Genomic DNA, 19,290 nt, shown 5'->3' with positions numbered 1-19,290 from the left:
TCGACAGCGCGGGTCGCGTCTGATAGAGCAGAGGATTTTTTACCTTCCGACGCAGGCAAGCGCCCGGAGCCGACATTCGGGTGCATCCCATGCCGTGGTTTCGGGTGCCGACGGTGAGCGATTAGGCTAGAATGCACGGCCTCAAAGCACACCCCCTTCCCGAGGCTGTCCCGACGATGTTGATCCTGCGTGGTGCTCCCGCCCTTTCCGCCTTCCGCCACAAGAAATTACTTGCGCAGCTGAACGATAAAGTTCCGGCTGTCAGTGGCCTGTACGCTGAATTCGCCCACTTCGCTGAGGTCAATGGCGTCCTGACCGAAGACGAGCAGCAAGTGCTTGCCCGCCTGCTGAAATACGGTCCGAGCGTACCGGTGCAGGAGCCCGCGGGCCGTCTGTTCCTGGTCCTCCCGCGTTTCGGCACCATTTCGCCATGGTCGAGCAAGGCCACCGACATCGCGCGCAATTGCAGCCTGACCAAGATCCAGCGTCTTGAGCGCGGTATTGCCTTTTATGTAGAAGGTCAGTTCAGCGACGCCGACGCACAGCTGATCGCCGACGCGCTGCACGACCGCATGACCCAGATCGTACTGGGCGCGCTGGAAGAGGCCTCCAGCCTGTTCAGCCACGCCGAGCCCAAGCCGCTGATCGCCATCGACGTACTGGGTGGCGGCCGCGCGGCGCTGGAAAAAGCCAACGTCGAACTGGGCCTGGCCCTCGCCGAAGACGAAATCGATTATCTGGTGAACGCGTTCACCGGCCTCAAGCGCAACCCCCACGACATCGAACTGATGATGTTCGCGCAGGCGAACTCCGAGCACTGCCGTCACAAGATCTTCAACGCCAGTTGGGACATCGACGGCCAGAGCCAGGAAAAAAGCCTGTTCGGCATGATCAAGAACACCTATCAGATGCACAACGAAGGCGTGCTGTCTGCTTACAAGGACAACGCTTCGGTGATCGTCGGCAGCGTTGCCGGCCGCTTTTTCCCGAATCCTGAAAGCCGCGAGTACGGTGCGGTTCAGGAGCCGGTGCACATTCTGATGAAGGTCGAAACCCACAACCACCCGACGGCGATTGCTCCGTTTCCGGGCGCAGCCACCGGTTCCGGCGGCGAGATCCGTGACGAGGGCGCAACTGGCCGTGGTGCCAAGCCGAAAGCCGGCCTGACCGGTTTCACGGTGTCCAACCTGAACATTCCGGGTTTCGAGCAGCCTTGGGAAAAGCCGTACGGCAAGCCCGAGCGCATCGTGACGCCGCTGGACATCATGATCGAAGGCCCGCTGGGTGGCGCGGCGTTCAACAATGAGTTCGGTCGTCCGGCCCTGACCGGTTATTTCCGTACCTTCGAGCAGTCCATCAGCACGCCACACGGCGATGAAGTTCGCGGCTACCACAAGCCAATCATGCTCGCAGGCGGCATGGGCAACATTCGCGAAGGGCACGTGCAGAAAGCCGAAATCACCGTCGGCGCCAAGCTGATCGTGCTCGGCGGCCCGGCGATGCTGATCGGTCTGGGTGGCGGCGCAGCTTCCTCCATGGCTACCGGCACCAGCTCGGCTGACCTGGACTTCGCTTCGGTACAGCGTGAAAACCCGGAAATGGAACGCCGCTGCCAGGAGGTCATCGACCGCTGCTGGCAACTGGGCGAGGCCAACCCGATCGCGTTCATCCATGACGTCGGCGCGGGCGGTCTGTCCAACGCCTTCCCGGAACTGGTCAACGACGGCGGCCGCGGTGGCCGCTTCGAGCTGCGCAACGTGCCGAACGACGAGCCAGGCATGGCGCCGCTGGAAATCTGGAGCAACGAGTCCCAGGAACGTTACGTTCTGGCCGTCAGCGCCCCTGATTTCGAACGCTTCAAAGCCATCTGTGAACGTGAGCGTTGCCCGTTTGCGGTGGTAGGCGAGGCGACTGAAGAGCCGCAACTGACCGTCACCGACAGCCACTTCGGCAACAACCCTGTCGACATGCCGCTGGAAGTGCTGCTGGGCAAGGCCCCGCGCATGCACCGTTCGGCCGAGCGTGAAACCGAGCTGGGCGACGACTTCGACCCAAGCGCCCTCGACATCGAAGAAAGCGTGCAGCGCGTGTTGCATCATCCGGCCGTGGCGAGCAAGAGCTTCCTTATTACCATTGGCGACCGCAGCATCACCGGTATGGTCAATCGCGACCAGATGGTCGGCCCGTGGCAAGTGCCCGTGGCGGACGTCGCCGTCACCGCAACCAGCTTTGACGTGTACACCGGCGAAGCCATGGCGATGGGGGAGCGCACCCCGCTGGCCTTGCTGGATGCTCCGGCGTCCGGTCGCATGGCGATTGGCGAGACCCTGACCAACATCGCGGCGTCGAGCATCGGCAAGATCTCCGACATCAAGCTGTCCGCCAACTGGATGTCCGCCGCCGGCCACCCGGGCGAAGACGCGCGTCTGTACGACACCGTGAAAGCGGTCGGCATGGAGCTCTGCCCTGAGCTGGGCATTACCATTCCGGTGGGCAAGGACTCGATGTCCATGAAGACTCGCTGGAACGACGAAGGCACCGAAAAAACCGTGACCTCGCCGCTGTCGCTGATCGTTACCGGTTTCGCACCGGTCACCGACATCCGCAAGACCCTGACCCCGCAACTGCGCATGGACAAGGGCCTGACCGATCTGATCCTGATCGACCTCGGCCGTGGCCAGAACCGCATGGGCGCGTCGATTCTCGCCCAGACCCACGGCAAGCTCGGCAGCGTCGCGCCGGACGTCGATGACGCCGAAGACCTCAAAGCTTTCTTCGCCGTCATTCAGGGCCTCAACGCCGACGGCCACCTGCTGGCCTATCACGACCGTTCCGACGGTGGCTTGATGGCGACCGTGCTGGAAATGGCGTTCGCAGGCCATTGTGGCCTGAACCTCGAACTCGACACGCTGACCGGCAAGCGCGAAAAAGTCGCGGCCATTCTGTTCAACGAAGAGCTGGGTGCAGTGATCCAGGTTCGTCAGGACGCTACGCCGCTCGTGCTCGCGCAATTCAGCGCTGCCGGCCTGGGCGAAGATTGCGTTGCCGTGATCGGAAAGCCGATTAACAACAGCGACGTGATCATCAGCCTGAGCGGCGACACCGTGTTCAAAGGTGATCGCCGCCTGCTGCAGCGCCAGTGGAGCGAAACCAGCTATCAGATCCAGCGCCTGCGTGATAACGCCGATTGCGCCGATCAGGAATTCGATGCGCTGCTGGAAGAAGACAACCCGGGCCTGAACGTCAAGCTGGGCTATGACGTCAACGACGACATCGCTGCGCCTTACATCAAGAAGGGCGTTCGCCCACAAGTGGCAGTGCTGCGTGAGCAGGGCGTTAACGGTCAGGTTGAAATGGCGGCTGCCTTCGACCGCGCCGGTTTCGCCTCGGTCGACGTGCACATGAGCGACATCCTCGCCGGTCGCGTCGACCTCAATGACTTCAAAGGTCTGGTGGCGTGCGGTGGTTTCTCCTACGGCGACGTACTGGGTGCCGGCGAAGGCTGGGCCAAGTCCGCGCTGTTCAACAGCCGTGCACGGGATGCGTTCCAGGGCTTCTTCGCCCGCAGCGACAGCTTCGCGCTGGGTGTCTGCAACGGTTGCCAGATGATGTCCAACCTCAGCGAACTGATCCCGGGCAGCGAGTTCTGGCCGCACTTCGTGCGCAACCGCTCGGAGCAGTTCGAAGCGCGCGTGGCGATGGTCGAAATCCAGAAGTCGGCGTCGATCTTCCTGCAAGGTATGGCCGGCTCGCACATGCCGATCGCCATCGCGCACGGTGAGGGTCACGCCGAGTTCAAGACCCCTGAAGCGCTGATTGAAACCGATCTGTCCGGCACCGTTGCCGTGCGTTTCGTGGACAATCACGGCAAGGTCACTGAAACCTATCCCGCCAACCCGAACGGCTCGCCCCGTGGTATTGCGGGTCTGACCACGCTCGACGGTCGCGTCACCATCATGATGCCGCACCCTGAGCGTGTGTTCCGCGCCGTGACCAACTCGTGGCGTCCGGATGAGTGGGCTGAAGATGGCGCGTGGATGCGCATGTTCCGTAACGCGCGCGTCTGGGTTAACTGATCGCTGATGTACAAGCTGGCGTTCTTTGTGCCACCGAGCCATGTGGAGCAGGTCAAAAACGCGTTGTTCGCCGCCGGTGCGGGGCGAATCGGCGCGTATGACTGCTGCTCATGGCAGGTGCTCGGGCAAGGCCAGTTTCGCCCGCTGGACGGCAGTCAGCCGTTCATCGGGCACGCCGGCGAGGTCGAGCAAGTTCAGGAATGGAAGGTCGAGCTTGTCGTGTCAGATGAGCTGATCGGGCAGGCGGTTGCTGCGTTGAAGGCCAGTCATCCTTATGAAGTACCGGCTTATGACGTGTGGAAACTGGAAGATATCTAGCTTTCCCCGCAGCCTTGCTTTAGACAGATGCTTTCTGCATGACCCCCGCAGCTACTTACGGCCGAATCTCGATCATCGTGCCGTCTTTCACCAGATCCCACACCTCACGAATATCGCTGTTGCGCATCGCGATGCAGCCGTTCGTCCAGTCGAGCGTGTGGAAATACCACTCCGGGTAATCGTCATTGATCGGCGTACCGTGGATCATGATCATGCTGCCGGGCTTCACGCCTTCGCGACGGGCGCGTGCGGCATCGGAAATGTTGGGGTAGGAAATGTGCATCGACAGGTTGTAGGCGTCGCTGGTCTTGCGCCAGTCGAGCCAGTAGAAACCTTCCGGTGTGCGCTGGTCTCCCTCTTGCAGTTTCGGTCCGATGGGCGCTTTGCCCAGTGAGATTCGATAGGTCTTCAGCGCCTCGCCACGGCTGATCAGCTGCAGCTGATGTGCGGATTTGAGCACCAGCACCTTATCGATGGTCCGGTCCGCGATGTTCTGGGTGTCGACAACCTTACCGCCGACGAACTTCTGTTCGCTGCCTTTGGGCACGATGGTCTGAGTGAACGCAGCCTGGGACATCGGCACAACCGACAGGCATAAAACGGCAAGCAACCAACGCATGAAAAGGGTATCCCTGAAGCCTGCGCGGCAATCGCGCGCCGTCGTCTTGATCAAGTGGTTTTATGAGGAGGTGTGACGGACAGGCAATCGGTGTGCACCTGGAAATCCTGCTGCCGCCGGTCGCGGAAAAAGCATTCTAGGGTACGTCTGACGGTCTGGAAAGCCAGCTCCGACCACGGGATATCGGCTTCGTCGAACAACTTCACTTCCAGGCTTTCGATGCCGGCCGCGAACTCCGGTCTGACCAGGTTCGAGCGGTAGAAGATGTGCACCTGGTTGATGTGCGGCACATCGATCATTGAATACAGCTGCAGGTCCTCGACCTCCGCGCAGGCTTCTTCAAGTGTCTCGCGGCGCGCGGCCTGCTCGACACTTTCGCCGTTTTCCATGAAACCGGCGGGTAACGTCCAGTAACCCAGTCGTGGTTCGATGGCGCGACGGCACAGCAACACTTTCTCGCCCCACACCGGCACGACGCCGGCCACGATGTTGGGGTTCTGGTAGTGAATGGTGTCGCAATGTTCACACACGTAACGCGGGCGGCTGTCGCCCTCGGGGATACGCTGGATGACCTGTTCGCCGCAGTTGCTGCAGAATTTCATGATCGAATCGGGTTCCTGTTGGCAGCGGCTATCTTGAGCTGTAGCGCGGGTGGACGGCAAGAGGCGTCTTGCGCGGGCGGGTTGTCCTACAAGACTTGGGCGCATCTTCGCTTTGGTGCATGATGCCGGGCAGGCAACCGATCGAGAATTCCCATGCTGGATGAGCTACTTCACCGTATGAGCAGCCACACGCCGGTGATGCTGGAAACGGACGCGCGCTTTCCCGAAGCCGCCGTGCTTCTGCCCATCACTCGCAGCGCAGAGCCCGAACTGGTGCTGACCCTGCGCGCCAGCGGCCTGTCGACCCACGGCGGCGAAGTGGCCTTTCCGGGCGGACGGCGTGATCCGGAAGACCCTGACCTGATCTTCACGGCGCTGCGCGAAGCCCAAGAGGAAATCGGTTTGCCACCGGGTCTCGTGGAGGTGATCGGCCCGCTGAGTCCGTTGATCTCCAAGCACGGCATCAAAGTGACGCCCTACGTCGGCGTTATTCCCGACTTCGTTGAATACACCCCTAATGATGGCGAGATCGCGGCGGTCTTCAGCGTGCCGCTGGATTTCTTCCGCCAGGATGCGCGCGAACACACCCACCGCATCGACTATCAAGGGCGCAGCTGGTACGTGCCGAGTTACCGCTTCGGCGAGTACAAGATCTGGGGCCTGACCGCGATCATGATCGTCGAGCTGATGAACCTGTTGTTCGACAGCGGCATCGACCTCAACGAACCGCCCAAACGATCAATGATCCACACGCTGAAATCCTGAGCCACGGCCGCGCCGAGCGATGAGAACCGAGCCATGAGAACCGAGCCATGAGGAGCAGACCATGAAGTACCGCCTGGGCGATGCCCGCGTCGACGCGCACGCCAGCAGTTGGATCGCGCCGACAGCCACTGTCATCGGTAATGTGCGCTTGCAGGCCAACGCCAGCGTCTGGTTTGGCGCCGTGCTGCGCGGCGACAACGAGCTGATCGACATCGGCGAGAACAGCAACGTGCAGGACGGCACCGTCATGCACACCGACATGGGCTCGCCGCTGACCATCGGCCGCAACGTGACCATCGGCCACAACGCGATGCTGCATGGTTGCAGCGTGGGTGACAGCACGCTCATCGGCATTAACTCGGTCATCCTCAACGGCGCGAAGATCGGCAAACACTGCATCATCGGCGCGAATTCACTGATCGGCGAAGGCAAAGTCATTCCTGACGGTTCACTGGTCATGGGCTCGCCGGGCAAGATTGTCCGCGAGCTGACTGACGCACAGAAGCAGATGCTCGACGCCAGCGCCGTTCACTACGTCCACAACGCCCAGCGCTACGCGCGTGACCTGGCCCCGCAGGAAGATTGATGTCCAGCGCCGAACCCCCCATCCATGCCGCACCCGTCGATGAACAGCCGATCCATGAAAAGCCGATCCGCTCGCCCTGTGTGAGCATTTGCGCACTGGACAACGCCGACATCTGCACCGGTTGCCAGCGCACCGTGGCCGAGATCACCGGCTGGAGCCGAATGGACAACCAGGCGCGCCGTGCCGTGTTGGTCGCCTGCGATGAGCGGGCGAGGGCGAGCGGGATGATGTTTCAAGTGAGTGGCAACAGCCCTCGACGTTGAATCAACCCTGCGCCGCTGCATCCCATTCCCCGGCCTTCATGGTAAATTGCGCGCCTTTCTACCTGCGGTTGCTTGCACACGGCGAGCAACCCTCGACCTGCTCCACGAGGACCTGAGATGACTCAAATCGGAACTCCACTGTCGCCGACCGCGACCCGCGTTTTGCTCTGCGGTTGCGGCGAGCTTGGCAAGGAAGTGGTGATCGAGCTGCAACGCCTGGGCGTTGAAGTGATCGCCGTCGACCGTTACGCCAACGCTCCGGCGATGCAGGTCGCGCACCGCAGCCACGTCATCAACATGCTCGACGGCGCCGCCTTGCGTGCGGTCATCGAATCCGAGAAGCCCCATTACATCGTCCCGGAAATCGAAGCCATCGCCACCGCGACTCTGGTGGAGCTGGAGTCCGAAGGCTTCACGGTCATTCCGACGGCCCGCGCTGCGCAGCTGACCATGAACCGCGAAGGCATTCGTCGTCTGGCCGCTGAAGAGCTGGACCTGCCGACCTCGCCGTATCACTTCGCCGATACCTTCGAAGACTACAAAAAAGCCGTCGAAGACCTGGGCTTCCCGTGCGTGGTCAAGCCGGTGATGAGCTCGTCGGGCAAAGGCCAGAGCCTGCTGAAAATCGACGCGGACATCCAGAAGGCCTGGGACTACGCCCAAGAAGGTGGTCGTGCCGGCAAAGGCCGGGTGATCATCGAAGGCTTCATTGATTTCGATTACGAAATCACTTTGCTGACCGTGCGTCACGTCGGCGGCACCACCTTCTGCGCACCGGTCGGCCATCGTCAGGAGAAGGGCGACTATCAGGAATCGTGGCAGCCCCAGGCCATGAGCCCGGTCGCATTGGCCGAGTCCGAGCGCGTCGCCAAAGCGGTAACCGACGCGCTGGGTGGCCGTGGTCTGTTTGGCGTCGAGCTGTTCATCAAAGGCGATCAGGTCTGGTTCAGCGAAGTCTCGCCGCGTCCCCACGACACCGGTCTGGTCACGCTGATTTCCCAGGACCTGTCGCAGTTCGCGCTGCACGCCCGGGCCATTCTCGGTCTGCCGATCCCGCTGATTCGCCAGTTCGGGCCATCGGCGTCGGCGGTGATTCTGGTCGAAGGTCAATCGACCCAGACGGCGTTCGCCAACCTGGAACAAGCCCTGAGCGAACCGGACACCGCGCTGCGCCTGTTCGGCAAGCCCGAGGTCAATGGTCAGCGCCGCATGGGCGTGGCTCTGGCCCGTGACGAGTCGATCGAAGCGGCCCGTCGCAAGGCCACTCGCGCTTCGATGGCGGTGAAGGTCCAGTTGTAAGCTTTACGCTGAATAGAAACGGCGCCCTCAGGGGCGCCGTTTTTGTTTGGCTGTTGCGTCGCTAAAAAAGAGATCCGGTGTGATCAGGCAATCGTATCCAGGTCTGCGTGCCGGGTTTCTTTCAGGCACAGCACGGCGATCACGCTGATCAATGCCGCCGCCGAGACATACCCACCGACCCAGCTCAGGCCGCCCATTTCCACCAGCTTCTGTGCGAAGAACGGCGCGACCGAGGCACCTACAATGCCACCGATGTTGTAGGCCGCCGACGCGCCGGTATAACGCACCCGCGTAGGAAACAGCTCCGGCAACATCGCCCCCATCGGCGCGAACGTAACGCCCATCAGAAACAGCTCGATCGACAGGAACAGCGTCACCGCCCAAGTCGTGCCGTGGGTCAGCAAGGGCTCCATCAGAAAGCCCGACAGGATCGCCAGCACGCCGCCGATCACCAGCACCGGCTTGCGACCAAATCGATCACTCGCCAATGCCGAAAGCGGCGTCGCCAGGGCCATGAACAGCACCGCAAAACACAGCATGGCGAGAAACGACTCGCGGCTGTAACCCAAGGTTTTCACCCCGTAGCTCAGCGAGAAGACGGTGGAAATGTAGAACAGCGCGTAGCACACCACCATTGACGCTGCCCCCAGCAGCATCGGCTTCCAGTACTGACCGAACAGTTCGGCAATTGGCAGTTTCACACGCTCATGGCGGGCGATGGCCTTGGCGAAAACAGGCGTTTCCTCAAGCTTCAGCCGCACGTACAGCCCGATGATGACCAGCACGGCGCTGAGCAGAAACGGCACGCGCCAGCCCCAGGAGCGGAATTGCTCGTCGTCCAGCGTCATCGCCAGCGTCAGAAACAGCCCGTTTGCTGCAAGGAAACCGATGGAAGGACCCAACTGCGGAAACATGCCGAACCACGCACGTTTGCCCTTGGGCGCATTCTCGGTGGCCAGCAGCGCCGCGCCGCCCCATTCGCCGCCCAGTCCGAGGCCTTGGCCGAAGCGCAGCACGCAGAGCAGAATCGGCGCCCATGAGCCGATGGCGTCGTAGCCTGGCAGAGCGCCGATCAGCGTGGTGCAGACACCCATGAGCAACAGGGAGGCGACCAACGTCGATTTGCGGCCGACACGGTCACCGAAGTGGCCGAACAGCGCCGAGCCCAGCGGACGTGCGAGAAAGGCGATCCCGAACGTTAGAAACGCCGACAGCATCTGTGCGGTGCTGGAAGTTTGCGGAAAGAACACCGGGCCGATCACCAGCGCGGCGGCGGTGGCGTACACGTAGAAATCGTAGAACTCGATCGCGGTGCCGATAAAGCTGGCGGTGGCGACGCGGGCCGCGGAGTTGGCGGGGCGGGTTTCGCTCTCGTCGCGGGTTGGACAGGCAGAAGTCGTGGTCATGCGGATATCCCTGGCAGTCGTATCGCCTGTCAGCGGGAGACGAAATTTCGTGCGCGCGCTGCGGCAATCGTAATTGTTGTTTTGGGTCCAGCGCTGAACAGATTAGCCCGGATGCGGGCAAAGGCGCGTGGCGTGCTCGGGATGGGAGCGAAGGCCAGGGTGTCGCGTGAGCGGTCAGGCTGTGTGACTGGCCGGATCGCGCGTTGTGCGGGTAGCACGCGGATCGGCGGGGCTGGGTAAGCGGATCGATTATAGGAAGGGGATTGGCGCGGAAACAAGTGTTTCAGGGCGCCGCCTGCCTGTTTAGATCACGTCTTTAGTGCGGGTGTTCAGCCACATCAGCACCCGGCTGACACGGTTGTCCTCGGTTTCGAGGATTTCCAGGCGGTAGGGCCCGATCTTCAGGCAGACCGCGCTGTTGGGGATCGTCTCCAGCGCTTCGGTGATCAGCCCGTTGAGGGTTTTGGGGCCATCGGAGGGCAGATGCCAGGCGAGGCTTTTATTCAGATCGCGAATCGACGCCGCCCCATCAATCACCAGACGTCCGTCAGGCTGCGGCTGAATGTGCGGGTTATCGAGGGCCTGCTCGCTTTCGAATTCACCGACGATCTCTTCGAGAATGTCTTCGAGGCTGACGATGCCCAGCACCTCGCCGTACTCATCGACGACCACGCCCATGCGCCGCTGCTGCTTATGGAAATTGAGCAGTTGCATCTGCAGTGGCGTGCTTTCCGGGACAAAGTACGGCTCGTAGCAGGCGGCTTGCAGTGCCTCTTTGGTCAGTTCGTTGCGCGGCAGCAGGTGGCTGATCATCCGCGTGTTGAGCACGCCTTCCACCTGATTGATGTCGTTGTGGTAGACCGGCAGACGGGTGTGCCGGGAGATGATCAGCTTGTCGATGATCTCTTCGATGGTGTCGTCGAGGTTGATGCCGTCGACTTCGCTGCGCGGCACCAGGATGTCGTTCACGGTCATGCGGTCCAGCGCGTAGATCCCAGAGATCACGTGGGCGCGGCCATACTGGCTTTCGTTGTCCTGATAGACCGTCGGGTGCGCGTCGTCATCGTCATCGACGCTGTCTGGCCGACGCTTCGACAGAAAAGGGCGCAATAGCGTTTTGGCGATGTTCTTGTAGATCCAGGTCAGCGGCTGCAACAGGCGAACCGGGATGCGCAGCACGTTGTTGCCCAGCAGCAGAATGGATTCGGGCCGACGCCCCGCCAGCTTTCGCGGAATGAATTCGGTCACCACCACCAGCACGCTGGCGACGCCCAGCCAGGCAATCAGCGGACCGTGGAAATACCAGTGGCCGATGGCAAGTAACGTGGCGAGGACGGTAATCAGCGCCTTGAGCAGCGTGTTGCCGAGGATGAGGCTGTTGAGGTTGAACGCCAGAACCGGCTTCGGTGGTTCGTTGGAGCGGGGGTTGACCCGCATTGCCCTGAGATTGTGGTGCGCAGCCTCTACCGCACTGAATAGCCCGGACCAGAGGGTGAGCAGGGCAAGCAGCGTGAGCATTGTGCCGACCGGCAGATTATCCATGATCAACGCCCGTCAGATGTGCAGGATGTATTCACGAACGAGCTTGCTGCCGAAATAGGCGAGCATCAGGAGCAGGAACCCGCCCAGGGTCCAGCGGATCGCCTTGTGGCCGCGCCAGCCCAGATGATGGCGTCCCCACAGCAGCACACTGAAGACGATCCACGCCAGGATCGACAGCAGGGTTTTGTGCACCAGATGCTGGGCAAACAGGTTTTCGACGAACAGCCAGCCGGAAATCAGCGACATCGACAGCAAGACCCAGCCGGCCCAGAGGAAGCCGAAGAGCAGGCTTTCCATGGTTTGCAGCGGCGGGAAGCTTTTGATCAGGCCAAGGGGGTGTTTGTTTTTCAGCTGATGATCCTGCAACAACAGGAGCAGCGACTGGAACACCGCAATGGTAAACATCCCGTAAGCGAGGATCGAGAGCAGGATATGGCTGATGATGCCGTGTTCTTCAATGATCGGCTGCAGCGTGCCGGAGGGCGCAAACTGCGCCATCAGGGTCGTCAGTAGCCCCAGCGGGAACAGGAGGATCAGCAGGATTTCCACCGGGAGACGAATGCACGCGAGCATGGTCACGATGATCACGGACACAGCGATCAGGCTGGCGGCACTGAAAAAGTCCAGACCCAGGCCGATAGGGCGCACCAGTTGGCCGAACAGGGCACTGGCCTGGCAGGCAACGGCAAGGGTGCCGATCAGGCACAGCAGCCATTTGTCGGCCTTTTGGCCCTGACGCAGGCGCGTACCCTGGTAGACGGTCGCAGCGGCGTAGAAGACGGCGGCGGCGAGGCTGAAGAGCAAACTCGGTGACAAGGGGGACATAGATCCTGTTGGGCGTGCCCGAAAGCGGGTGAGTTTGGCATATAACGCGCATTCCACGAAAGACTACAGAAGCAGACGCCGTGGTGTCCGTGCGCCGGAGTCTTCGCTATAATCCGCGACCTGCTCAAGCCACAGGCTCGCCGATCGCTGTTTCAGCCGCCTTCAAAGCGCAGGCGTCGCGATGTCGGCAGCCGACTGAAAAGGCCGCTACGGGCCGGGCCGCATCAATCGGGGTTCAGCACGAACCCAAAGGATCACGCATGTTTGAAAATCTGACAGATCGTCTCTCGCAGACGCTGCGCCAGGTCACTGGCAAGGCCAAGCTGACCGAGGACAACATCAAGGACACACTGCGTGAAGTGCGTATGGCGCTGCTTGAAGCCGACGTCGCCTTGCCGGTTGTCAAAGACTTCGTCAATCGCATCAAGGAGCGCGCCGTCGGCACCGAGGTGTCGCGCAGCCTGACGCCGGGCCAGGCGTTCGTGAAGATCGTCCAGGCCGAGCTGGAAGAGATGATGGGGGCGGCCAACGAAGAGCTGACCCTCAACGTCACGCCGCCGGCGGTCATCCTGATGGCCGGTCTGCAAGGTGCGGGCAAGACCACTACTGCCGGCAAGCTCGCCCGCTTCCTGAAAGAACGCAAAAAGAAAACCGTGATGCTGGTGTCGGCGGACGTTTACCGTCCCGCCGCTATCAAGCAGCTGGAAACCCTGGCCAACGACATCGGCGTGACGTTCTTCCCGTCCGACATCAGCCAGAAGCCGGTCGACATCGCCGAAGCGGCTATTAAAGAAGCCAAGCTCAAGTTCATCGATGTCGTGATCCTCGACACCGCCGGTCGTCTGCACATCGACGCGGAAATGATGGGCGAGATCCAGGCGCTGCACGCGGCGGTCAAGCCGGCCGAGACGCTGTTCGTGGTCGACGCCATGACCGGCCAGGATGCCGCCAACACCGCCAAGGCCTTCGGTGACGCGCTGCCGCTGACCGGCGTGATCCTGACCAAGGTCGACGGCGACGCCCGTGGCGGTGCTGCGCTGTCGGTGCGCGCCATCACCGGCAAGCCGATCAAGTTCATCGGTATGGGCGAGAAGAGCGAGGCGCTGGAGCCGTTCCACCCGGACCGTATCGCATCGCGCATCCTGGGCATGGGCGACGTGCTCAGTCTGATCGAGCAGGCCGAACAGACCCTCGACAAGGACAAGGCCGACAAACTGGCCAAGAAGTTGAAGAAGGGCAAGGGCTTCGACCTCGAAGACTTCCGCGATCAGTTGCAACAGATGAAGAACATGGGCGGCCTGGGCGGGCTCATGGACAAACTGCCAAGCATCGGCGGCGTTAATCTGTCGCAGATGGGCAACGCGCAAAGCGCCGCCGAGAAGCAGTTCAAGCAGATGGAAGCCATCATCAACTCGATGACCCCGGCCGAGCGTCGCGACCCTGAGTTGATCAGCGGTTCACGCAAACGCCGTATCGCCATGGGTTCCGGCACCCAGGTGCAGGACATCGGTCGTCTGATCAAGCAGCACAAACAGATGCAGAAGATGATGAAAAAGTTTTCGACCAAGGGCGGCATGGCCAAAATGATGCGCGGCATGGGCGGAATGCTGCCCGGCGGCGGCGGTATGCCCAAAATGTAAATTGCATCGCGCGGGCGTTATTCCCGCGCGTTCTTCATTGGGGCAACCGTCCCGGTGGCCTGCTCAGGCAGGCACTCACTGCCGTCATCCCTGACGGCTCCATGGCAGATCTAGGTGGCCCGACGGCGTACGCCGGAAAAAGTCATTTGCAAAAATCCGGATATTCCTTAGAATATGCGGCCTTTCGGGCACCCATGCCCGCTGTGCATCTTAGATTTGCAGCACCGACTACAGGAAAATTGTTCAATGCTAACAATCCGTCTTGCCCTTGGCGGCTCTAAAAAGCGCCCGTTCTACCACCTGACTGTCACCGACAGCCGCAACCCACGTGACGGTTCCCACAAGGAACAAATCGGTTTCTTCAACCCGGTTGCCCGTGGTCAGGAAATCCGTCTGTCCGTGAACCAAGAGCGTCTGGCCTACTGGCTGAGCGTTGGTGCACAACCTTCTGAGCGTGTTGCTTCGCTGTTGAAGGAATCTGCTAAGGCTGCGGCCTGAGCAATATGAACGCGACGCCAGCTTCCGCCGACGATCTGATCGTCATCGGCAAGATTTACTCGGTACACGGCGTTCGCGGCGAAGTGAAGGTGTATTCCTTTACTGATCCAACCGAAAACCTGTTGCAGTACAAAACCTGGACGCTCAAGCGCGAAGGCAATGTGAAACAGGTCGAGCTGGTCAGTGGACGCGGGAACGACAAGTTCCTGGTCGCCAAGCTCAAGGGTCTTGATGATCGTGAAGAAGCTCGTCTTCTGGCCGGTTACGAGATCTGCGTGCCACGCAACCTGTTCCCTGAATTGACCGACGGCGAGTACTACTGGTACCAGCTTGAAGGTCTGAAGGTCATTGACAGTCTTGGGCAATTGCTCGGGAAGGTCGATCATCTTCTGGAAACCGGCGCCAACGATGTAATGGTGGTCAAACCCTGCGCAGGCAGTCTGGACGATCGCGAACGCCTTTTGCCCTATACGGAGCAATGCGTGTTGGCAGTTGATCTGGTTGCAGGCGAGATGAAGGTGGAATGGGACGCGGATTTCTAAGCAATGGCCAGCCTGCGCATAGAAGTAATCACGCTGTTTCCCGAGATGTTTTCCGCCATCAGCGAATACGGCATTACCAGCCGTGCGGTGAAACAGGAGCTGTTGCAGCTCACCTGTTGGAATCCGAGGGATTACACCACTGATCGACATCACACTGTGGACGATCGCCCGTTTGGCGGTGGCCCTGGCATGGTGATGAAGATCAAGCCCCTCGAAGATGCTCTGGTTCAGGCCAGGCAGGCGGCGGGGGATGCGGCGAAGGTAATTTACCTGTCGCCACAAGGCCGCAAGCTGGATCAGTCTGCGGTACGCGAACTGGCGCAGGAAGAAGCACTTATCCTGATTGCCGGTCGTTACGAAGGCGTCGACGAGCGTTTCATTGAAGCTCATGTCGATGAAGAGTGGTCGATTGGCGACTATGTGTTATCTGGCGGTGAGCTGCCGGCCATGGTCCTGATAGATGCGGTTACGCGACTGCTGCCTGGAGCTTTAGGGCATGTAGATTCCGCGGAGGAAGATTCCTTCACGGATGGTCTGCTGGATTGCCCGCACTACACCCGACCGGAGGTGTATGCGGATCAGCGTGTTCCCGACGTATTGCTTAGTGGCAATCACGCACACATCCGGCGTTGGCGTTTACAGCAGTCCCTCGGGCGGACCTATGAACGACGCGCCGATCTTCTGGAAAGCCGCTCGCTTTCTGGAGAAGAGAAGAAGCTGCTGGCGGAATACCTCCGCGAGCGGGACGATAGTTAACGTATCGATGGTAAATCAGACCGGTTTACCTTAGGAGCACAGCATGACTAACAAAATCATCCTTGCACTCGAAGCAGAGCAGATGACCAAAGAGATCCCTCCCTTTGCCCCGGGCGACACCATTGTCGTTCAGGTGAAAGTGAAGGAAGGCGATCGCGCTCGTCTGCAGGCGTTCGAAGGCGTTGTTATCGCCAAGCGTAACCGTGGTGTGAACAGTGCTTTCACTGTTCGTAAAATCTCCAACGGTGTTGGCGTTGAACGTACTTTCCAGACCTACAGCCCGCAAATCGACAGCATGGCTGTGAAACGTCGCGGCGACGTTCGCAAGGCCAAGCTGTACTACCTGCGTGACCTGTCCGGTAAAGCAGCTCGCATCAAGGAAAAACTGGTTTAATCCCAGTCTTCCCATGCGAATGAAGAAGCAGCCTACGGGCTGCTTTTTTGCTTTCTGGGATTTGGTTTTGTCCCGCCTGTGCAGGTATGAAAAACTGCCCCCCGCTTTTCAACAATCAAGTCAGAACCCATGCCCGCCATTGACCATCCCATGATCGACCGCTTTCTCGACGCCCTGTGGCTTGAGAAAGGGCTGTCGGACAACACGCGCGATGCCTATCGCAGCGACCTCGCGCTGTTCAACGGTTGGTTGCAGGAAAAGGGCGTGGACCTGATGAGTGTCAGTCGGGAAGCGATTCTCGACCACTTGGGGTGGCGGGTCGAAAATGGCTACAAACCTCGCTCGACGGCGCGACTCCTTTCCGGCGTGCGCGGCTTCTATCGCTACCTCCTTAGGGAAAAGCTGATTGCGGTCGACCCGACGTTGCAGGTCGACATGCCGCAGTTGGGTAAGCCACTGCCCAAATCCTTGTCCGAAGCCGACGTTGAAGCATTGCTGGCCGCGCCGGACCTGAGTGACACCATCGGTCAGCGCGACCGAGCCATGCTGGAAGTGCTCTATGCCTGCGGACTGCGGGTGACCGAACTGATCAGCCTGACGCTTGAGCAGGTCAACTTGCGCCAGGGCGTGTTGCGCATCATGGGCAAGGGCAGCAAGGAACGTCTGGTGCCCATGGGGGAGGAAGCCATCGTCTGGGTCGAGCGTTACATGCGCGATGCTCGCCACGAATTGCTCAACGGTCGGCCCAGCGACGTGCTGTTTCCCAGTCAGCGCGGTGAACAGATGACCCGCCAGACCTTCTGGCATCGCATCAAGCACCAGGCCAAAGTCGCCGGCATCGGCAAATCCCTTTCCCCCCACACACTGCGTCACGCCTTCGCCACCCACCTGCTCAACCACGGCGCCGACCTGCGCGTGGTGCAGATGCTCCTTGGTCACAGCGACCTGTCGACCACGCAGATCTACACCCACGTCGCCCGCGCGCGGTTGCAGGAAATGCACACGAAGCACCATCCGAGGGGATAAGAGTACTTCGTGCATCTTGCCAGGAGTGGGTGAGTTGATAGCGAATGGTTAGAAGGTTGATTTCGAATTGATCTTTGCGTGGGAAATAGAGTGGTTCAAAAGCAGCTACAGTTGAACTCAACACTCTAAAATCACATGGAAGGAGAAATAAGATGGCTACTGACTTGATGGGCGGTTCATTTCTGGCAACTCTGGAATTGAAGGATGGTGATTTTTTTCCTGTATTGGGATTCTCCAGGACTGTGGAAGGAGAGGGCGCCCGGTTGGAGACCGAGCCACACGAATATTTACATGCCAGCACGCTGACGGATAAATCCCTTGATAAATCCCTTGTGGTTGAGTTTCGCTATGTCCGTCCTGGGGTGTATGCATTGTCCTGCTGGGGACTCCTTGACTCTGCATTCAACCCGAGAGACGGGGCTCCGGTACCCTTGGCAGGTCATTTTGGTGGACCACCTCTGGTTATTCACAGCAAGGCCGGGTCCGTGCCAGAGAAAGTCGAGTTTTTTATCACTGAAGCAACACGTGAAGAAGTTGCTGATATAGGCCTTAATTTAGATCCTGGCCCGAAACTGCTGAATCCGTGGTTTGAGAAAAGCTCGGAGGCATTATGGATTGGCGTGGATGCCAAGGGCTGTATTGTGAAGACAAACAACAAGGAAAGTGCTCTTGAGATCTGTATAGATAATGAGCCCCCACAGTTTGTGAAGCTATGGTCTTCGACAACTAAGAGTTATCTAAAAATGATTCCCCCCGAACGTCTGGAGGGTAAACAGTGGTGTGCCCGGATGAGTGACCGCGATGGCGTAGACGCGCTTTTTAAATTAAGAGTGATCGGTGTCTATGGCCCGGACGGTGAGATCCAGTTCACCTAGGGCAAAGATGAGATCGGCGATGGCTTCGAGTGCCACAAATGTCGCTGTAACGCCTTTGCCCGTACAAATCAGCCTTGATAGCCCGCACCCGCACCCGCACCCGCGTAGCCCTTGCGCGGTTGCGGGAAATTGCATGCGAGGCACCCTGCGAAGGGGTAAAGCGAATTTCCAATTTGTCGTCTCCACCTAATAGCGAAATGTTAGGCGAGTGATTTCCAATTGATCTTGGCATCATCAGTGCGGTGATTCGAGGGCTGCTATATTTGGTTAGTAATGTTCTTAAACCTTGCCAGGTTGAGAGGTACGGCTACGACGTTGGATAGTTAAGTTTCTGACGACGGTAAGTCTGGAGAACGGATTCGCATTGGACTTCTTCAATAACGCTGGAGGGGATGGCGGAATTCAATTTCCAGTCTCGGATTAAGCACGCTCAGTGCTTTGGCGTGGAAGTCGCAGGTGCCTCATTCTCGTTATGTAGACCGAGGTGCGGGTTTCAAACAAGGGGTGGTTTGGTTGGGTATCTTGACCGCGATGAGAGTGCGGTGTTGAGCCTTGTCTGTTTCAAATTTATCTTATTGCTGGATTTTTGCTCACGAGAGAAAACATGTCTAATGAAGTCACGAGGGAATCATTTGTAGCTACAGTTGATCTCAAGGAGGGCGCAAAGTTGTTTTTTTCTGGATTGAAAATTAATGGCGAAAAAGCCCCAGATGTTTATGTGCTTTTTTTGAGTAAGATGGAAAAGAGATCAATGGTGCTTGGATTCATAGGAAGTTCCAATAAATCCTATCACGTGCGCTTTTTGGGGTATTACGAATCAGAAACTACGCAGCCTGGATCTTCACCTACGTCCCCGAAATCAAGGTTGCAAATGGATTCGGGCCATCCTTTTATAAGCGCTAATGGCAGTAGAGTGTTTCAGCATACCGAACCAGCCGATTTTTACTTAACACGGACAGATGATCGCAATGAGCCTGGTGCAGAATTCACACTCGCGGACGTTGATACGGGTTACTGGGGGCTGGATGTTCATGATAGCGGATACCACATTGTGACCTCTCTGGACCCGAGGGGCGATTATGGAAGTTTTTCCCTATCTTTCGGTGGCACTCCAGCAGAGCTGAAATTTAAGCTGATCGGAACTTATAACCCAGACGGTTCAATCAAGTTCAACGTTTAAGCTATTGCACCAGCAGGGTCGCAGTGGGGGGGGGGGTGGCGGCCCGGTGGGGTTTTAAGCAAATCCCGGCCCCCGCGG

19 protein-coding genes are annotated in these 19,290 nt (G+C 59.4%); 14 read left to right on the top strand and 5 right to left on the bottom strand.

Features of this window, described 5'->3' with window-relative positions:
- Positions 1-176: 176 nt before the first annotated feature.
- Positions 177-4,076, top strand: a complete 3,900-nt coding sequence (purL, locus tag QMX88_RS14115; protein WP_282370266.1) for a phosphoribosylformylglycinamidine synthase — start codon at positions 177-179, stop codon at positions 4,074-4,076.
- A gap of 6 nt (positions 4,077-4,082) precedes the next feature.
- Positions 4,083-4,394 carry a Nif3-like dinuclear metal center hexameric protein gene (locus tag QMX88_RS14110; protein WP_282370264.1) on the top strand — a complete coding sequence of 104 codons (312 nt, stop codon included), beginning with the start codon at positions 4,083-4,085 and terminating at the stop codon, positions 4,392-4,394.
- Between the two features lie 55 nt (positions 4,395-4,449).
- On the opposite strand, the gene QMX88_RS14105 is transcribed toward QMX88_RS14110, so the two are convergent.
- Together QMX88_RS14105 and QMX88_RS14100 are read right to left on the bottom strand one after the other, a co-directional pair.
- Entirely contained in the window at positions 4,450-5,013 is a 564-nt protein-coding gene (locus QMX88_RS14105; RefSeq protein WP_192170762.1) for a L,D-transpeptidase family protein, read from the bottom strand.
- A 50-nt stretch (positions 5,014-5,063) separates the two neighbouring features.
- The gene (locus QMX88_RS14100; RefSeq protein ID WP_192170763.1) at positions 5,064-5,615 is read right to left on the bottom strand and encodes an NUDIX hydrolase; all 552 of its coding nucleotides are present in this window, start codon (positions 5,613-5,615) and stop codon (positions 5,064-5,066) included.
- A 153-nt stretch (positions 5,616-5,768) separates the two neighbouring features.
- Here QMX88_RS14100 and QMX88_RS14095 point away from each other — a divergent pair, with 153 nt between their 5' ends.
- From QMX88_RS14095 to purT, 4 genes are all read left to right on the top strand, one after another.
- Positions 5,769-6,380, top strand: a complete 612-nt coding sequence (locus tag QMX88_RS14095; RefSeq protein WP_282370259.1) for a CoA pyrophosphatase — start codon at positions 5,769-5,771, stop codon at positions 6,378-6,380.
- A gap of 61 nt (positions 6,381-6,441) precedes the next feature.
- Positions 6,442-6,966 (top strand): gamma carbonic anhydrase family protein, encoded by a 525-nt coding sequence (locus QMX88_RS14090; protein ID WP_282370257.1) that lies wholly within the window; start codon positions 6,442-6,444, stop codon positions 6,964-6,966.
- Complete coding sequence (locus QMX88_RS14085; RefSeq protein WP_282370255.1) at positions 6,966-7,229, top strand: DUF1289 domain-containing protein; 264 nt, start codon at positions 6,966-6,968, stop codon at positions 7,227-7,229. Before QMX88_RS14090 ends, QMX88_RS14085 begins: the two co-directional genes overlap by 1 nt.
- A 117-nt stretch (positions 7,230-7,346) precedes the next feature.
- Entirely contained in the window at positions 7,347-8,528 is a 1,182-nt protein-coding gene (purT, locus tag QMX88_RS14080) for a formate-dependent phosphoribosylglycinamide formyltransferase (RefSeq protein WP_282370253.1), read from the top strand.
- Between the two features lie 83 nt (positions 8,529-8,611).
- Here the strand turns inward: purT and QMX88_RS14075 are convergent, their stop codons facing one another.
- The 3 genes from QMX88_RS14075 to QMX88_RS14065 all read right to left on the bottom strand — a co-directional run bounded on the left by QMX88_RS14075 (position 8,612) and on the right by QMX88_RS14065 (position 12,301).
- A complete protein-coding gene (locus QMX88_RS14075; protein ID WP_282370251.1) occupies positions 8,612-9,934 on the bottom strand; it encodes an MFS transporter in 1,323 nt (440 codons plus the stop codon).
- A gap of 303 nt (positions 9,935-10,237) precedes the next feature.
- Positions 10,238-11,476: a transporter associated domain-containing protein gene (locus tag QMX88_RS14070; RefSeq protein ID WP_282370249.1), complete on the bottom strand. Its 1,239-nt coding sequence runs from the start codon at positions 11,474-11,476 to the stop codon at positions 10,238-10,240.
- A gap of 12 nt (positions 11,477-11,488) precedes the next feature.
- Entirely contained in the window at positions 11,489-12,301 is an 813-nt protein-coding gene (locus QMX88_RS14065; protein ID WP_282370247.1) for a cytochrome C assembly family protein, read from the bottom strand.
- Between the two features lie 260 nt (positions 12,302-12,561).
- On the opposite strand from QMX88_RS14065, the gene ffh reads away from it, so the two are divergent.
- From ffh to QMX88_RS14025, 8 genes are all read left to right on the top strand, one after another.
- Positions 12,562-13,941 carry a signal recognition particle protein gene (gene ffh / locus QMX88_RS14060; RefSeq protein WP_122535068.1) on the top strand — a complete coding sequence of 460 codons (1,380 nt, stop codon included), beginning with the start codon at positions 12,562-12,564 and terminating at the stop codon, positions 13,939-13,941.
- Positions 13,942-14,187: 246 nt separating this feature from the next.
- Positions 14,188-14,439 (top strand): 30S ribosomal protein S16, encoded by a 252-nt coding sequence (gene rpsP / locus QMX88_RS14055; RefSeq protein WP_037012442.1) that lies wholly within the window; start codon positions 14,188-14,190, stop codon positions 14,437-14,439.
- 5 nt (positions 14,440-14,444) lie between these two features.
- Positions 14,445-14,981, top strand: a complete 537-nt coding sequence (gene rimM, locus QMX88_RS14050) for a ribosome maturation factor RimM (protein ID WP_282370241.1) — start codon at positions 14,445-14,447, stop codon at positions 14,979-14,981.
- A 3-nt stretch (positions 14,982-14,984) separates the two neighbouring features.
- Positions 14,985-15,737 carry a tRNA (guanosine(37)-N1)-methyltransferase TrmD gene (trmD, locus tag QMX88_RS14045; RefSeq protein WP_192170770.1) on the top strand — a complete coding sequence of 251 codons (753 nt, stop codon included), beginning with the start codon at positions 14,985-14,987 and terminating at the stop codon, positions 15,735-15,737.
- A gap of 43 nt (positions 15,738-15,780) precedes the next feature.
- Positions 15,781-16,131: a 50S ribosomal protein L19 gene (rplS, locus tag QMX88_RS14040; RefSeq protein ID WP_037012438.1), complete on the top strand. Its 351-nt coding sequence runs from the start codon at positions 15,781-15,783 to the stop codon at positions 16,129-16,131.
- A 129-nt stretch (positions 16,132-16,260) separates the two neighbouring features.
- Positions 16,261-17,157 carry a site-specific tyrosine recombinase XerD gene (xerD, locus tag QMX88_RS14035; protein WP_282370235.1) on the top strand — a complete coding sequence of 299 codons (897 nt, stop codon included), beginning with the start codon at positions 16,261-16,263 and terminating at the stop codon, positions 17,155-17,157.
- 152 nt (positions 17,158-17,309) lie between these two features.
- A complete protein-coding gene (locus QMX88_RS14030) occupies positions 17,310-18,032 on the top strand; it encodes a hypothetical protein (RefSeq protein ID WP_282370233.1) in 723 nt (240 codons plus the stop codon).
- Between the two features lie 604 nt (positions 18,033-18,636).
- Positions 18,637-19,212 (top strand): hypothetical protein, encoded by a 576-nt coding sequence (locus QMX88_RS14025; RefSeq protein WP_282370231.1) that lies wholly within the window; start codon positions 18,637-18,639, stop codon positions 19,210-19,212.
- Positions 19,213-19,290 lie beyond the last annotated feature (78 nt).

The organism is Pseudomonas sp. PS02290 (assembly GCF_029960075.1).
GTDB lineage: Bacteria > Pseudomonadota > Gammaproteobacteria > Pseudomonadales > Pseudomonadaceae > Aquipseudomonas.
The sequence above is the reverse complement of the archived record's forward strand: the minus strand, read 5'-3'. Positions and strand labels throughout refer to the sequence as shown.

Coding starts and splice junctions, on each gene's coding strand:
- purL (WP_282370266.1), top strand. CDS start 177: ATGTTGATCCTGCGTGGTGCTCCCGCCCTTTCCGCCTTCCGCCACAAG.
- QMX88_RS14110 (WP_282370264.1), top strand. CDS start 4,083: ATGTACAAGCTGGCGTTCTTTGTGCCACCGAGCCATGTGGAGCAGGTC.
- QMX88_RS14105 (WP_192170762.1), bottom strand. CDS start 5,013: ATGCGTTGGTTGCTTGCCGTTTTATGCCTGTCGGTTGTGCCGATGTCC.
- QMX88_RS14100 (WP_192170763.1), bottom strand. CDS start 5,615: ATGAAATTCTGCAGCAACTGCGGCGAACAGGTCATCCAGCGTATCCCC.
- QMX88_RS14095 (WP_282370259.1), top strand. CDS start 5,769: ATGCTGGATGAGCTACTTCACCGTATGAGCAGCCACACGCCGGTGATG.
- QMX88_RS14090 (WP_282370257.1), top strand. CDS start 6,442: ATGAAGTACCGCCTGGGCGATGCCCGCGTCGACGCGCACGCCAGCAGT.
- QMX88_RS14085 (WP_282370255.1), top strand. CDS start 6,966: ATGTCCAGCGCCGAACCCCCCATCCATGCCGCACCCGTCGATGAACAG.
- purT (WP_282370253.1), top strand. CDS start 7,347: ATGACTCAAATCGGAACTCCACTGTCGCCGACCGCGACCCGCGTTTTG.
- QMX88_RS14075 (WP_282370251.1), bottom strand. CDS start 9,934: ATGACCACGACTTCTGCCTGTCCAACCCGCGACGAGAGCGAAACCCGC.
- QMX88_RS14070 (WP_282370249.1), bottom strand. CDS start 11,476: ATGGATAATCTGCCGGTCGGCACAATGCTCACGCTGCTTGCCCTGCTC.
- QMX88_RS14065 (WP_282370247.1), bottom strand. CDS start 12,301: ATGTCCCCCTTGTCACCGAGTTTGCTCTTCAGCCTCGCCGCCGCCGTC.
- ffh (WP_122535068.1), top strand. CDS start 12,562: ATGTTTGAAAATCTGACAGATCGTCTCTCGCAGACGCTGCGCCAGGTC.
- rpsP (WP_037012442.1), top strand. CDS start 14,188: ATGCTAACAATCCGTCTTGCCCTTGGCGGCTCTAAAAAGCGCCCGTTC.
- rimM (WP_282370241.1), top strand. CDS start 14,445: ATGAACGCGACGCCAGCTTCCGCCGACGATCTGATCGTCATCGGCAAG.
- trmD (WP_192170770.1), top strand. CDS start 14,985: ATGGCCAGCCTGCGCATAGAAGTAATCACGCTGTTTCCCGAGATGTTT.
- rplS (WP_037012438.1), top strand. CDS start 15,781: ATGACTAACAAAATCATCCTTGCACTCGAAGCAGAGCAGATGACCAAA.
- xerD (WP_282370235.1), top strand. CDS start 16,261: ATGCCCGCCATTGACCATCCCATGATCGACCGCTTTCTCGACGCCCTG.
- QMX88_RS14030 (WP_282370233.1), top strand. CDS start 17,310: ATGGCTACTGACTTGATGGGCGGTTCATTTCTGGCAACTCTGGAATTG.
- QMX88_RS14025 (WP_282370231.1), top strand. CDS start 18,637: ATGTCTAATGAAGTCACGAGGGAATCATTTGTAGCTACAGTTGATCTC.